Here is a 14,625-nt window from a genome sequence, read left to right on the forward strand (position 1 = left end):
GCGGGTGACTACGACAGAAACGCTAGAGATCCGGCGGGCGGCGAACTATCCGTTACGTCAGTGGATTCCGGTCTTTTCCGGATAGCCGCGCCGACCCGCCGTATGCGAGGGCGAGACCCCGTACGTCTCCTTGTAGAACTCGGCGAAGCGCCCCAGATGCGGAAACCCCCAGCGCAGCGCGGTATCCGTGACCGTGCCGTCGGCGCGGCCCTCGGCGACGGCGACCAGGTCCTCGTGCGCCCGCTCCAGGCGGATCCGGCGCAGATACGCCATCGGGGTCGTCCCCAGATGGGCGCGGAACGCCGCGCGCAGCGCCGGCACGCTCACCCGGGCCGCGAGCGCCATGCAGGCGATCGACACCGGCTCACCGGCGTGCTCCTCGCCGTACGCCAGCGCCCGGCGCAGCGCGCTCGGCAGCGCCGGGCAGCGCGCCGCCGCCCGGAGCGCGGTGCTGACGCTGCTCGGCTGGCTGTCCAGCAGCCCGTGCAGCAGAAGCTGCTCGAAGTGGCCCGCCGCCAGGGGTGAGTCGGCGAGGAGTCCGCTGCGCGCCGCGTCGACGTAGGCGCGCACGGTGCGCAGCCAGGCCCGGGACGTGGGGCGGCCCGCCGTGATGGCGGGGGTGAAGCGGACCGGGCCCCGCCCGTCCCTGGGGACGCCCCGGGACTCCACGGCGGCGTCGAGGACCGCGCGCGGGAAGCGCAGGACGCCCATGTCGCTGTCGTGCGAGCGGTGGATCTCCAGGCGGTGGCCTGGGCTGACGACATCGCAGGGCGTGGACACCCGCTCGCCGTCCACGAGCAGCCCCGCGCGGCCCGCGAGCGGCACATGGACGAGATAGAACTCGCCCACTTCGACGGGGCGGATCTCCACCTCGGCGCCGTAGCAGAGGAGATACAGGGCGACCCGCTCGTCGCCGATGGACCGGTACCGGCCGAATCCCGGCTCGCCCCGGACCACTCTCAGCCGGTGCGGGGCGATGTGGGTGCTCACGACCTCTTGGAGGCGTGCGATGTCCCGGCCCTCGAACAGAACCGTTTCTGGTGGCTTTTGTGGAACTTTGTCCGTAGGTAAAGTGCTCAGCTTCCTTCAGCTCCTTCGGCTGTGGGGACAAAAGGGGCGGCGGGGTGGGTGGGGGCCGCACGCGGGGAGTGCGGCGGGTGCGTGCCGGGGGCGCGCGGGGCGCGAACCGGGGGCGGCGGCCGGTTGCGTGGCAGGGCCATGATTTGGCCATGTCCTGGCGTACTGCTGTCGGAGGTGCTGACGGCGCCTCGCCGCTGTGGTTAACATCACGTCAACGCGGCAGTGTTGCCGGGGCGTGTCACGGAGGTGCCAGGTGCGGGCAGACCGAGGACTATTCGGCCGAAAGCCGCTGGTCTGCGGCATGCACACCGCTTGGCACACCGTGAGCGACGGTGAGTTCTTCTGCTCCGCGTGCGGCGGCGACCGCAACTACCTGCGGCGCACGGGACGTCGCCGGTTCACCCTTCTCGGTGTTCCGCTGCTGTCCCGGGGTGACGTGGGCCCCGTCCTCGAATGCGCGGCCTGTCAGAGCCACTTCGGCACCGAGGTCCTCGACCACCCGACGACCGCCCGCTTCTCGGCGATGCTCAGGGACGCCGTGCACACGGTCGCGCTCGCCGTCCTGGTCGCCGGCGGTACGTCATCCCGCCCGGTCAGGGAGGTCGCGGTGGCGACGGTACGGGCGGCCGGGCTCGACGACTGCACCGAGGACCAGCTCGTCGGTCTGATCAAAGCACTGGTCGCGGACACCGGGCGGTTCGTCACCGAGACCGGGCCGTGCGGCGCGACCCTCGCGATCGAACTGCACGAGGCGCTGGAGCCGCTGGCCCCGCATCTGGCGCCCGCGGGCCGCGAGGCGATCCTGCTCCAGGGCGCGCGGATCGCCCTCGCCGACGGGCCCTACAGCCCCGCCGAGCGGGACGCGCTCACGACGGTCGGGGCGGCGCTGCAACTTTGCGCGGACGACACGGCCCGGCTCCTCGCGACGGCGCGCACGCCTTTCTGAAAGGTCAAGGCGCTGGTCAAGACACTGGTCGAGGCGCTGGTCAGGGCGCCCGAAAAGGTTTTCCCCCATGGAACCCTCTCAGAGGTCTTGCTGATGCAGGTCTTGCTGATGCAGGTCTTGCTGATACCGCCCTGTGGCGGGAGTACTCCAGTTCACCGCGCCCACCCCCCGGTTGGCGAGCCTTTCAAGCACCTTTGAAGTGTCGGCTGAGATGTCGGCCGAAGTGTCCGCCGCGTACTCCCCGGGGAGTAATCCCGCCCGTCCGTCACCCCGCGCAGTAGCGCCCAACTCGCCCTCACGCCCGAAGAGGACGCCCCGCCGCATCGGAAGTCTGGAGAGCGGCCGGTCCGACCGGCCGACCAGACGCAGCCGTTCGGGAGGGAGGCCCTCGATGGGGCCGGAGAACACACGTACGCGGCGCAGAGCCGTGCCCTGGGTGATGCTGGCCCTGTGGATCGCCGTCCTGGCGGTCGCCGGCCCCTTCGCCGGGAAGCTCGGCGATGTGCAGCGCGACCGCGCCATCGACTACCTCCCGGCGAGCGCGGACTCCACCCAGGCCGCGAAGATCCAGGACCGGCTGCCCGGCGGCGAGAGCACCGACCTCGTCCTCGTCTACCACCGCGACGGCGGACTCACCCCCGCCGACCGGGCCACCGCCGACCGCCAACTCGCCGAGATCTCCCGTACGCAGGACCTGACCGGTACCCCGGAGGGTGTCCCGTCCGATGACGGCACCACGCTCATGTACTCGGTCGCCAGCACCGCGCCGGGACAGGACGAGACGAAACGGGACACCTTCGTCGGAGCGGTCCGCGACATCGCCCACGACACCGGGGGTCTGGGCGTCGAGGTCGGGGGGCCCGGCGCCCTGGCGACCGACGCGGGCGAGGTCTACAACTCCCTCGACGGACCCCTGCTCTACACCACCGTCGCCGTCGTGGCGATCCTCCTCGTCCTGATCTACCGCAGCCCGTTCCTGTGGCTGGTCCCGCTGGTCGTCGCCGGGGTCGCCGACTTCCTCGCGATGTCCGTCGCGTACGGGCTCAACCAGGGCTTCGGCACCACGATCAGCGGTCAGAGCCAGGGCGTGATGACGATCCTCGTCTTCGGCGCGGGCACCGACTACGCGCTGCTGCTCGTCTCCCGCTACCGCGAGGAGCTACGGCGCGTGGAGCGGCCGTACGACGCGATGGCCGCCGCCCTGCGCGGCTGCGGGCCCGCCGTGCTCGCCTCGTCGGGGACCGTCGCCGCCGGACTGCTCTGTCTGCTCGCCGCCGACCTCAACAGCAGCCGGGGGATGGGGCCGCTCGGCACGGTCGGGGTGCTGTGCGCGCTGGCCGCGATGCTGACGCTGCTGCCCGCCGTCCTGGTGCTGCTCGGGCGGCGCGTGTTCTGGCCGCTGGTGCCCGCGTTCGGCAGTACGCCCAAGGCGCGCAGGTCGCTGTTCGCCGCGATGGGCGGGTCCGCGGGGCGCCGGCCGCTGACCGTCCTCGCGGGCGGCGCGGTGCTGCTCGGGGCGCTCGCGCTCGGCGCGTTCAACCTGCCCGGCGATCTGAAGCAGGAGGACTCCTTCACGAAACGCCCCGAGTCGGTCACCGCGATGCGTACCCTCGCCGACGCCTATCCGGAGCGCGGCACCCAGCCCGTCACCGTCATGACGCCCACCGGCCGGGCCGCCGACGCGCTCGGCACGATCGAGGGCACCCGGGGTGTCGAGGCCGCCGAGCGGGGCCGCAGCGGCGGCGGCTGGACCGAGATCTCCGTCATCGCGCGGGCCGCGCCCCAGTCGGCCGCCGAGACCGCCACCATCAAGGCCCTCAGGGCCGCGCTCCCCGACTCCTACGTGGGCGGTCCGAGCGCCCAGGAGATCGACCTGGAGCACACCAACGCCCGGGACAGGAACGTCGTCGTCCCGCTCGTCCTGGCCGCCGTCCTGCTGATCCTGATCGCCCTGCTGCGCAGCCTGGTCGCGCCGCTGCTGCTGGTCGCGGCGGTCGTCGCGGTCTGGGCCGCGTCCCTCGGCATCGCGGGCCTCACCTTCGGGCCGCTGTTCGGCTTCCACGGGACGGATCCGGGGCTCGGGCTGCTGTCGTTCGTGTTCCTGGTGGCGCTCGGCGTGGACTACGGGATCTTCCTGATGCACCGGATGCGCGAGGAGTCCCTGGCGGGCGCCGAACCGGCCGCCGCCGCGCTCACCGCGCTGCGGACGACGGGCGGTGTCATCGCGTCGGCGGGGCTCGTGCTCGCGGCGACCTTCGCGGTCCTCACCAACATGCCGCTGGTCCCGCTGGTCGAGCTGGGCTTCGTCATCGCGGTCGGCGTCCTCCTGGACACCTTCCTGGTCCGCACGTACCTGGTGACGAGCGCGAGTGTGGCGCTGGGCCGCAAGGTCTGGTGGCCGGGCCCGCTGTCGAAGCCGCCGGCGGTACTCGCGCCTACCGCGCCCGAACGGCCGTACAGCAGGATGTGACCGTGAATCCGGTGACGGTGGTGGGCAGGCGCTCCGCGCGCTGGTACGACCCGATCCACCACAACGCCACCCTGGTGCTCCTGGTCGCCCTCGCCGCCACGGCCATCGCCGTGTCCGGCGAGGCCGCCCGGTGCCCGGACGCCCTGGGCTGGACCCTCCTCCTGGCGGCCCACGCCTCGCTCCTGTGGCGCCACCGCGCGCCCATGACCGTACTGCTGGCCACGCTCGCCTGCGTCGTCCCGTACCACATCCTCGACAACAACCATCTGGCTCCCACCCTGGCCTCGTACCTCGCCCTCTACACCGTCGCCGTCACCGGCCGTCCGCTGCGCACCCTGCTGACGGGCGTCGTCGTCGTCGGAGTCGCCACGAGCGTGATGCTCATGGTGGACACCCACCGGGGGGTCGACCTGCTGCGGACCTCCGGCTGGGCCGTCGCGGTGCTGGTGCTCGGCGCGTTCGTCCGGGTGCACCGGCAGCACCTCGTCTCGGTCGTCGAGCGCGCCGAACGGGCCGAGCGGACCCGTGAGGAGGAGGCGCGGCGGCGCGTCGCCGAAGAGCGGCTGCGGATCGCGCGGGACCTGCACGACCTGCTTGCGCACACCATCACGCTGATCGGCGTGCAGACGTCGGTGGCCGCGCACGTGCTGTCCGCTTCGCCCGGTCAACTGGACCGGAAGGCCGTCGCGGCGGCGCTGGACGACATCGCGGAGACCTGCCGTACGGCGCGCGGCGAGCTGCGCGCCACCCTCCAAGTCCTGCGCGCGGACGGCCCGGAGGAGCCGCGCGGCCCGCTGCCGGGGCTCGACGGGCTGCCGGACCTGGTCGATGCGGCGCGCACGGCGGGCGCCGAAGTCACCCTGTCCGTACGGGGCGACGGCACCCCGCCCGCGGTCGGCGCCGCGGCGTACCGGATCGTGCAGGAGGCCCTGACGAACGCGGTACGGCATGCCGGCCCCGGGGTCGGTGTCAGCGTCGGGATACGGTCCGACGGGCACGCGCTGCGGGTGAGTGTGACGGATGACGGACCGGGGCCGCCGCTCTCCGGGAACGGGCAGGGCGAGGGGCGGGGAAGCGGACTGGGAAGCGGGCAGGGGTTCGGGCTGGCGGGGATGCGGGAGCGGGCCCGCAGCGTGGGGGGTTCGCTGGAGGCCGGGCCGGGGCCCGGCGGAGGGTTCGCGGTGACGGCCGACCTGCCGCTGACGACACACGGCACGGAGAGGGGGGAGGGGGCGCCATGACGATCCGGGTGCTGCTCGCCGACGATCAGACGCTGGTACGGGCCGCGTTCGCGATGCTGGTCGAATCAGCGGACGACATGGAGGTGGTCGGCCAGGCGGGCACCGGCCGGGAGGCGGTGGAGCTGGCCCGCTCGGCGCGCGCCGACCTGATCGTGATGGACGTCCGGATGCCCGACCTCGACGGGATCGAGGCGACCCGGCTGATCGCGGCCGACGAGGACCTGGCGGGCGTGCGGGTCCTGGTGCTGACCACCTACGACACCGACGAGCACATCGTGGAGGCCCTCCGCGCGGGCGCCTCCGGGTTCCTCGTGAAGGACACCCGTCCCGCCGAACTCCTGGCCGCCATCCGGGTGGTCGCCGCCGGCGACGCGCTCCTCTCCCCGGGTCCGACGGCCCGCCTGATCGCCCGCGCCCTGCGCGCCCCCGACCCCCGCCCCTTGCCGCACGGCGGCGGCCCCGACGGCCTGTCGGACCGCGAACGCCAGGTCCTCTCCCTGGTCGCCCGGGGCCTGACGAACACCGAGATAGCGGAGACCCTGGGCCTGAGCCCTCTGACGGCGAAGACCCACGTGAGCCGCATCATGGGGAAACTCGGCGCCCGGGACAGGGCCCAACTGGTCATAGCGGCGTACGAATCAGGGTTGGTGACCCCGGGAATCCACTGACGGGCCCCGACGCCCCTGACACCCCCGACTTCCGGCCGGAACCCCAAATCCCATGCCCCGCACGGGTATTGCCCTGCCCCTGTCGGCGCACTACCTTCACTGAAACCGGACATCCTACGTCCGACGACCCATGTTTGCCGCTTCCAGAGGAGCACCGTGAACCGCAAGCGTCCCGTACTCGTCTCGCTGGCCGCCTCCGGGCTCGCCCTGTTCGCGCTGGGGGGTATGGCGTCCTCCGCCCCGACCGGGGGGCCGCCCGCCAACTCCGGCCCCCGCTGCACGTCATCGGTGCCGTTCACCTCCGGACAGGGCGGGTATGCCAGCTACCGCATCCCCGCCGTCGTCAAGACCGGCGTCGGCACCCTCGTCGCCTTCGCCGAGGGGCGGGTCGGCGGGGCCGGGGACACCGGCAACATCGATGTCGTCCGCAGACGCTCCACGGACGGCGGCTGCACCTGGGGCCCGCTCGGGGTCGTGGTCGACGCGGGCCACGACACACAGGGCAACCCGGCGCCCGTGGTCGACCCGCGCACCGGCCGGATCGTGCTGCTCACCACGTACAACAGCGGTGACGTGACCGAGGCGCAGATCATGCGCGGTCAGGTCACGCCCGCACAGGGCCGCCGCGTCTTCGTGCAGACCAGCCGCGACGACGGCCGCAGCTTCTCCGCCGCACGGGAGATCACCGCCACGGCCAAGCTCCCCGACTGGCGGTGGTACGCGACCGGACCCGGGCACGCCGTCGCGCTGACCCACGGCCCGCACAAGGGCCGCCTCGTCGTGCCCGCCAACCACTCCACCGCCCCGCCCGCAGGCTCCCCGGACACCGGCCAGGAGGCCAAGTACTACGGCGCGCACGCCCTCTACAGCGACAACGGCGGCACCACCTGGAAACTCGGCTTCATCGACGCCGACTACGAGGGCGTGATCAACGCCAACGAGTCCACCGCCGCCCAACTCCCCGACGGCCGCCTCTACTTCAGCTCCCGCGACCAGAACGGCAGCAGCCCCGGCAACCGGCTCGACTCCTACTCCAGCGACGGCGCCCGCACCCTCGACCGCCCCTACCAGGTGCAGCACACCCTCGACGAGGTCCCCGTCGTCCAGGGCAGCGTCCTCCAACTCGAAGGCCGCCGCGCCCCGCTGCTGTTCTCCGGCCCTTCCGTGCCCACCGCCCGCCGCGCCATGGCGATCTGGAGCAGCACCGACTCCGGGGCGACCTTCACCAAGGCGACGACCCTGTCCCAGCAGCCCGCCGCCTACTCCGACCTCGTCCAGCCGGACCGCAAAACCGTCGGCCTGCTGTACGAGACCGGCGCCACCGGCACGTACGAGAAGATCGAGTTCCGGCGCATCCCGCTCAGCACCCTCACCGGGTCCTGACAGGGCCACGTAGCTAGGGCGTGAAACAAGGCCGTGCAGCAAGGGGCCCTACAACAGCCCGGCCGCCGCCAAGTACTTGCCGACCCGCTCCACTTCATCGAGGGAGAGCGGGATCTGCGGGAAGGCGGTGGCCGGGCAGTCGATCACGCCGCGCAGATGCAGCGCCGCCTTGAACGCGCCGAGCCCCGACGAACTCCCGCCCATCCGCGCCGGATCACCGACCCCGACCATCCCGAACAGGGCGCACAGCCGCTCCTGCTCACCCCGCGCCCGCTCCCAGTCGCCCGCCGCGCAGGCCGCGTACAGACGCGCGTACCCGTCCGGATCGACGTTCCCGAGCCCCGGGACGACACCGTGGGCGCCCATCGCGAGCGCCGAGTCGACGGTCTGCTCGGAGCCGGTGAGGACGCTGAAGGAGTCGAGGGAGGACTGCGCCCTGACCCCCAGGACCACCCGCCGGAAGCCGCCCTCGTCGCCGCTGGAGTCCTTCAGGCCCGCCAGCACCCCCGCACCCGCCAGCTCCAGGACCAGCTCGGTGCCCAGCTTGGAGTGCACCGACGCCGGCAGGTCGTACGCGAACACCGGGGCCCCCGCCCGCTCGGCGAGCAGCCGGAAGTGCCGGGCGATTTCAGCCGGATGGGTGCGGGTGTAGAAGGGGGCGGTCGCGACGACGGCGTCCGCGCCCGCGCCGACGACCACCGCCGCGTGGTCGAGCACGCGGGGCGTCGTCGTGTCGATGACCCCGGCGAGCACCGGCACCTGCCCGCCGACGTGCCCCACGACGGTGTCCACGACGGTTCTGCGGTTCCGGTCGGCCAGATATGCCACTTCGGAGGTCGACCCGAGCACGAACAGCCCGTCGACCCCGCCCCCGATCAGATGGTCGACGAGCCGCACCAGCGACCCGGTGTCCACCTCGCCGTCCGGTGTCAGAGGCGTACAGACGGGCGGAACGACACCGTTCAGCGGGGCAGGCAAGGTCATGGACGCTCCGTAGATCGACTGCCGGGAACCAGGGTGGTCGGGTGGGCGCGGACGTCGAGGACGAGGTCACGCGTGGTCTGGTCGTCCGCCACCGGATGATGACACCGGAACCGCCGCCCCGCCCCCGACGACACGAACTCCGGCATGTCGGCCGCGCACACCTCGTCGGCCTTCCAGCACCGGGTACGGAACGGGCACCCGCTCGGCGGACGCGTCGCCGACGGCACCGGCCCCACCAGCGGAATCGGATCGATCGGATCGAGCAGTCCGGGCGTCGCCGAGAACAGCGCCCGGGTGTACGGGTGCCGCGCCCGGTCGGTGATCTCACCGGCCGGCGACTCCTCGACGATCCGCCCCAGATACATGGTGACGACCCGGTCACTCATCCGCCGTACGGTCTGGATGTCGTGCGACACGAACACCAGCGCGAGCCCGAGCCGTTCCTTGAGGTCGAGCAGCAGATTGAGGATCTGGGCGCGCACCGACACGTCGAGGGCGCTCGTCGGCTCGTCCGCGACCACCAGACCGGGGTCGAGGGCGAGCGCCCGCGCGATGGCGACGCGCTGCCGCTGCCCGCCCGACAGCTGACCGGGCAGCCCGTCCGCGAGCACCTTCGGCAGCCCGACCAGACCCATCAACTCCCGTACCCGCTGCTCACGTTCGGCGGGCGTGCCGCGGCGGTGCACATCGAGCGGGTCCCGCAGGATCTGGCGGATGCTGAGCCGCCGGTTCAGCGCGGTCGACGGGTCCTGGAAGATCATGCCGGTACCGGCGCCGATCGCGGTCCTGCGCTCTGCGGGGCTCATCGTCCACAGGTCGCGGCCCTGGAAGGACACGGTGCCCGCCGTCGGCCGCTGCACCCCGACGAGGACCTTCGCGAGCGTCGACTTGCCGCAGCCCGACTCCCCGACGACGCCCACCGTCTCACCGGGCGCGATGTCGAGATCGGCGCCGGTCAGCGCGTACACCCGGTCCCGCCCGAACAGGCCGCCGGAGCGCGCCTTGTGGACGACGTGCGCGCCCGCGAGGGAGACCAGCGGTTCGGCCGAAGTCCCCTCCTGTGGCTGGCTGTTCACGTGACGGCCTCGCTTCCCCTCGGGGCGGGCGCGCGCAGGGCGACCGCCGGATGGTGGCAGGCGGCGGAGTGCCGCCGGCCGTCCCCGGCGAGACCAGGCGCCGTATCCCGGCACACCTCGCTCGCCATCGGGCACCGGTCCGCGAACCGGCACCCGGCGGGGAAGTCGGCGGGCGACGGGACGACACCCCGTATCTGCACCATCCGCTCGGCCGCCGACTCCAGGGAAAGCACGGACCCGAGAAGGCCGCGCGTGTAGTGGTGCGCGGGCGCCTCGACCAGGTCCGCGGTGACCCCGGTCTCCACGATCTGACCGCCGTACATCACGACCACCCGGTCGGTGACGTCGGCGACCAGTGCCAGATCGTGCGAGACGAGGATCAGCGCGAACCCCAGCTCCTCGCGCAGCCTCAGCAGCAGCTCGATGATCTGGGCCTGCACGGTCACGTCGAGCGCGGTCGTCGGCTCGTCGGCGACGATCAGCTTCGGGGAGCGGGACAGCGCCATCGCGATGAGGACGCGCTGCCGCTGCCCGCCGGACAGCTCGTGCGGATAGCTCCGCAGGGTGCGTTCGGGATCGAGCCCGACCAGACCGAGGAGTTCTTCCGGTGTGCGCTTGCCGCCGCGCCGTACGACCTGCTTGAGCTGGGCGCGGATCGTCATCGCCGGATTCAGCGACGACAGGGCGTCCTGGTAGATCATCGCCATGTCGTGGCCGAGGAGCCGCCGCCGGACCCGCATCGGAAGGCCCACGAGCTGCCGCCCGTCGAAGGTGACCGTGCCCCGGACCCGCGCGCCCTTCGGCTCCAGCCCCATCACGGTCAGCGCGGTCAGCGACTTCCCGCAGCCCGACTCACCGACCAGGCCCAGGACTTCACCGGGCCGTACGTCGAAGCTGATGCCGTCCACGATGTCGACCCCGCCGTGCCGCGCGTCGAACCCGATCGCGAGCCCTTCGACGGCGAGCACCGGCGGCCCCTGCGGCAGCGGACGGGCCCGCTCCCGCAGCCGCGCCGCCGCCTGCGTCAGCCCCGGCAGCTCGTCGACGGTTCCGGCACCCGGCGCGGCGGCCTCCCACCGGTCCTCCTTACGCGCCTTGTCGGTCGGTACGTCACGGGCGGCGGGCGCGGCCCACGCGTCGGAGACCCCCTCGGAGAGGATGTTCAGCGCGAGGACGGTGATCAGCATCAGCAGCCCCGGGAAGACGGTCGCCCACCAACCCCCGGTCAGGACCATGTTCTTGCCGTCCGCGATGACGCTGCCCCACGACGGGTCCGGGGGCCGCACCCCCGCGCCGATGAACGACAGCGACGCCTCGAAGACGATCGCCTCGGCGACCTGCACCGTGCAGAACACCAGGACGGGCGCCGCGCAGTTCACGGCGACGTGCTTGATGACGATGTGCGGGGTGCGGGCGCCGATGACGCGTTCGGCGGTGACGTAGTCCTCGCCGTACTGGTCCATCACATTGGCCCGCACCACGCGTGCGATGGGCGGGGTGAACAGGAACGCGATGGCGCAGATCAGGACGGTGATCCCGCCGCCGAACACGGCGACGAGGACGGCGGCGAGCGCGATCCCGGGGAACGCCATCACCACGTCGAGGCAGCGCATCAGGGTCTCGTCGACGGCCTTGCGCGAGGTCGCGGCGATCGCGCCGAGCAGCGCGCCGACGACGAGCGCCAGCCCGGTCGCGCCGAGCCCGATCGCGAGCGACCAGCGCGCCCCGTACATCAGCCGGCTGAGGATGTCGCGGCCGAGGCTGTCCTGACCCATCCAGTGCTCGGCGGACGGATGCCCGGAGCCGTCGACCAGGGTCGCCTGGTCGAAGGGGTCGTGCGGGGCGAGCAGCGGCGCGAACACGGCCATCAGGACGACGATCGCGAGGAACACGACGGCGATACGGGAGAGTACGGGCAGTCGGCGCGGACCGCGAAGCTTGATCCCCGGCCGGGAAAGCCGCTCGGTGAGCTGCTTGCGGGACAGTGTCGGGCGGCTCATCCGGCGGCCCCCCTCAGACGTGGATTGACCAGCAGATACAGGATGTCGATGACGAGGTTGACGACGACGAACCCGACGGCGGTCGTGAGGACGACGCCCTGCACGACCGCCGGATCGCCGTTCTTCACCGCCTCGATCATCAGCTTGCCCATACCGGGCAGCGAGAAGATCGTCTCGATGACGACGGCCCCGCCGAGCAGATAGCCGACGCGCAGCCCGAGCACGGTCAGCGGATTGACGAGGGCGTTGCGCAGCACATTGCGCCCGACCACGACGACCGGCGGCAGCCCGCTGCCGATCGCGGTACGGACGTAGTCCTTGTCCAGCTCCTCGACCACGGCGGTCCGTACGATCCGGGTGAGCTGCGCGGCGACCGGCAGCGACAGCGCGAACGCGGGCAGCGTCATCGTCTTGAGCCAACCGCTCAGCGAGTCACCGGGGTTGATGTATCCGCCGGTCGGGAACCAGCCCCGGTCGACGGCCAGGTACTGGATCATCAGCAGCGCCAGCCAGAACCCGGGCGCCGCGACGCCCGTCAGCGACACCACGCGGATGAGCTGGTCGGGCAGCCGGTCACGGTAGATGGCGGCGGTGACCCCGAGGACGAGGGCGAGCACCACGGCGATCCCGAGGCCGAGGAAGGTGAGTTGCAGGGTGAGCGGCAGCGCGGTGGTGACCTGCTCGGTCACGGGCGCCCGGGTCAGCACGCTGATGCCGAGGTCGCCTTGGAGCAGGTCCCCGATGAAGTGGACGTACCGGACGGGCAGCGGGTCGAGCAGCCCGTTCTCCTCGCGGAACTGGTGCAGTTGCTCGGGTGTCGGATTGGCGCCCTGGAAGAACGCGGACGCCGGATCGCTGTCCGAGAACCGCATCACGAGGAAGACGAACAGCACGATGCCGAGCATCAGCGGTACGAGGAGTGCGATGCGGCGGATCAGGATACGGAGAATGGATCCCATGAATGTCAGCCGGCGGCCGGCTTGGCCTGGAGGACATTGATGCCGGGATAGGGCTGCGCCCGGATACCGGTGATTCTCTTGGGATTCCATGCCGTCATGAGTTCGTTGTGCACCACGGGGTACAGCACGGCCTGTTCCGCGACGAGGTCGATGTAGTCCTGGACCATCGCCTTCTTCTTCGCCGGGTCCGGCTCCCGGGTCGCCTGGTCCATGAGTGTGAAGAGCCGCTTGGCCTCGGAGTTCCCGGCCCAGCGCGCATAACCCATCCACAGGTTCTGCGGCCCGTAGTTGTAGTGCATGATCAGGTCCGCGTCGATCCCGAGCTGGTTCGGGTTGGAGGCCGCGGCGACGATCTGGAAGTCCTTCTTCTGGTCGAGCTTGGTGAAGACGGCGGTGGTCTCCTGCGGCTCAAGGGTGGTCTCCACGCCGATCGCGTCCCACGACGCCTTGATGGTGGGCAGGCAGTCCACGATCCAGGAGACGTTGACGGACATCAGGCTGACCTTCAGGCCCGAGACACCGGCCTCCTTGAGCAGCGCCTTCGCCTTGTCCGGGTCATAGCCGTAGACGGTCTTCGCGGGCCGGTACGACGGGTTCCCCTCGTCCAGGAAGGACGTCGACGCCTTGCCGTGGCCCTTCAGCGCGGCCTCGATCATCTTGTCCGTGTCGATGGCGTAATGCAGCGCCTGCCGCACCCGGACATCGCCGAACGGGTCGTGCGCGGTGTTGAAAAGGAGGAACAGATTGTTCATCCCGGCCCCGCCCTCGACGGTCAGCCCGCCCTTCTTCAACTGCTCGATATTGGCGTACGGAATGTTGTCGGCTATCTGCGCGTCCGCACTGGCGCCGGATATCTTCGCGACGCGGGGAGCGGCGTCCACGATGGTGAACCAGTTCATTTTCTTGAAGTTCGGCCTGCGCGGGCCGTTGTAGTCGGCGAACGCCTCGAAGGTCGTGTTGGTCTTCGGCTGGTGCGCGGTCTGCCGGTAGGGGCCCGAGCCGATCGCCTTGCCCTTGATGGCGTCCTCCCATGCGCCCGGCTTGGAGAACACGTGCTTCGGCATGATCTTCGCGAGCGTGAGCCGGGAGGCACCGTCCGGGAAGGGGAACTTCAGAACCAGCTCCACGGTCTTGCCGTCGATCTTCCTGACCTCGCGCAGCCAGCTCTCGAAGAAGCCCTTGGCGAGGGTCTGGGTGTCCGGGTCGAGGATCCGGTCGAAGACGAACACGACGTCGTCCGCCGTGACCGGCTGCCCGTCGTGGAACTTGGCGCCCTCGCGCAGCGTGAACTTCCACGAGGTGGAGTTGAGGTCCTTGGGTATCTCGGTGCCGAGCGCGGCATAGGGCACGCGGGTGATCGGGTCGGTGTCGAGCAGGCCCTCGTAGATGTGGTGGTTGGCGGCGACCGCGAACGCCGAAGCGGTCTGCGTGGGGTCCCAACTGCCGTCGTTCCCATAGCCGATGACGGCGGTCAGGGAGTCCAGGGCGCCCTTGCCGTCGCCGTCCGTCTCGTTGGTCGACTTCGGCCCGGACGAACACGCGGAGAGCGTCGAGGTGATGACGGCCGCGGCGCCGATCGCACCGGAGTACTGGAGAAAGGACCGGCGGTGCAGTGCCGGTCCGTCGGTCACATTGCGCACAGTGCCTCCATCGGTGTCTCCATCGGTGCCGCGATCAGAGCCGCGATCAGAGCCGCCATCAGGGCCTCCATACAGGAGATGGGACGTCCTACGTCGCGGTGACCATAGAAGCGCGTGCAGGGGTGGTCAAGGGGGTGCGCAGCAATCACGTGTGGGGGGTTGGTGTGCGGCCCGCCGA

Annotated in this window: 11 protein-coding genes; 5 read left to right on the forward strand and 6 right to left on the reverse strand. The window is 71.4% G+C overall.

What is annotated here, in order from left to right; all coding sequences use genetic code 11:
* Positions 1–57: 57 nt before the first annotated feature.
* Positions 58–990, reverse strand: a complete 933-nt coding sequence (locus ACIQNU_RS02845) for an AraC family transcriptional regulator (protein ID WP_401360183.1) — start codon at positions 988–990, stop codon at positions 58–60.
* 391 nt (positions 991–1,381) lie between these two features.
* Between ACIQNU_RS02845 and ACIQNU_RS02850 the strand changes: the two genes are divergently transcribed.
* The 5 genes from ACIQNU_RS02850 to ACIQNU_RS02870 all read left to right on the forward strand — a co-directional run bounded on the left by ACIQNU_RS02850 (position 1,382) and on the right by ACIQNU_RS02870 (position 7,788).
* Positions 1,382–2,026, forward strand: a complete 645-nt coding sequence (locus tag ACIQNU_RS02850) for a TerB family tellurite resistance protein (protein WP_401360186.1) — start codon at positions 1,382–1,384, stop codon at positions 2,024–2,026.
* A gap of 391 nt (positions 2,027–2,417) precedes the next feature.
* On the forward strand, positions 2,418–4,496 hold the full coding sequence (locus ACIQNU_RS02855; protein ID WP_401360189.1) for an MMPL family transporter: 2,079 nt from the start codon (positions 2,418–2,420) through the stop codon (positions 4,494–4,496).
* 2 nt (positions 4,497–4,498) lie between these two features.
* Positions 4,499–5,737, forward strand: coding sequence for a sensor histidine kinase (locus tag ACIQNU_RS02860; RefSeq protein ID WP_401360192.1), 1,239 nt, complete (start codon positions 4,499–4,501; stop codon positions 5,735–5,737).
* Complete coding sequence (locus ACIQNU_RS02865; protein ID WP_401360195.1) at positions 5,734–6,405, forward strand: response regulator; 672 nt, start codon at positions 5,734–5,736, stop codon at positions 6,403–6,405. Before ACIQNU_RS02860 ends, ACIQNU_RS02865 begins: the two co-directional genes overlap by 4 nt.
* A 225-nt stretch (positions 6,406–6,630) precedes the next feature.
* Positions 6,631–7,788, forward strand: a complete 1,158-nt coding sequence (locus ACIQNU_RS02870; protein WP_401362392.1) for an exo-alpha-sialidase — start codon at positions 6,631–6,633, stop codon at positions 7,786–7,788.
* A gap of 48 nt (positions 7,789–7,836) precedes the next feature.
* Here the strand turns inward: ACIQNU_RS02870 and ACIQNU_RS02875 are convergent, their stop codons facing one another.
* The 5 genes from ACIQNU_RS02875 to ACIQNU_RS02895 are packed head-to-tail and all read right to left on the reverse strand — an operon-like array spanning position 7,837 to position 14,447.
* Positions 7,837–8,772, reverse strand: coding sequence for a dihydrodipicolinate synthase family protein (locus ACIQNU_RS02875; RefSeq protein WP_401360198.1), 936 nt, complete (start codon positions 8,770–8,772; stop codon positions 7,837–7,839).
* Entirely contained in the window at positions 8,769–9,848 is a 1,080-nt protein-coding gene (locus ACIQNU_RS02880) for an oligopeptide/dipeptide ABC transporter ATP-binding protein (protein ID WP_401360201.1), read from the reverse strand. Before ACIQNU_RS02880 ends, ACIQNU_RS02875 begins: the two co-directional genes overlap by 4 nt.
* Positions 9,845–11,848 (reverse strand): dipeptide/oligopeptide/nickel ABC transporter permease/ATP-binding protein, encoded by a 2,004-nt coding sequence (locus ACIQNU_RS02885; RefSeq protein WP_401360203.1) that lies wholly within the window; start codon positions 11,846–11,848, stop codon positions 9,845–9,847. The genes ACIQNU_RS02880 and ACIQNU_RS02885 overlap by 4 nt, the downstream gene beginning before the upstream one ends.
* Entirely contained in the window at positions 11,845–12,807 is a 963-nt protein-coding gene (locus ACIQNU_RS02890; RefSeq protein ID WP_401360206.1) for an ABC transporter permease, read from the reverse strand. The genes ACIQNU_RS02885 and ACIQNU_RS02890 overlap by 4 nt, the downstream gene beginning before the upstream one ends.
* 5 nt (positions 12,808–12,812) lie before the next feature.
* Complete coding sequence (locus ACIQNU_RS02895) at positions 12,813–14,447, reverse strand: ABC transporter substrate-binding protein (RefSeq protein ID WP_401360209.1); 1,635 nt, start codon at positions 14,445–14,447, stop codon at positions 12,813–12,815.
* Between the last annotated feature and the right edge of the window lie 178 nt (positions 14,448–14,625).

Source organism: Streptomyces sp. NPDC091292 (assembly GCF_044757265.1).
GTDB lineage: Bacteria > Actinomycetota > Actinomycetes > Streptomycetales > Streptomycetaceae > Streptomyces.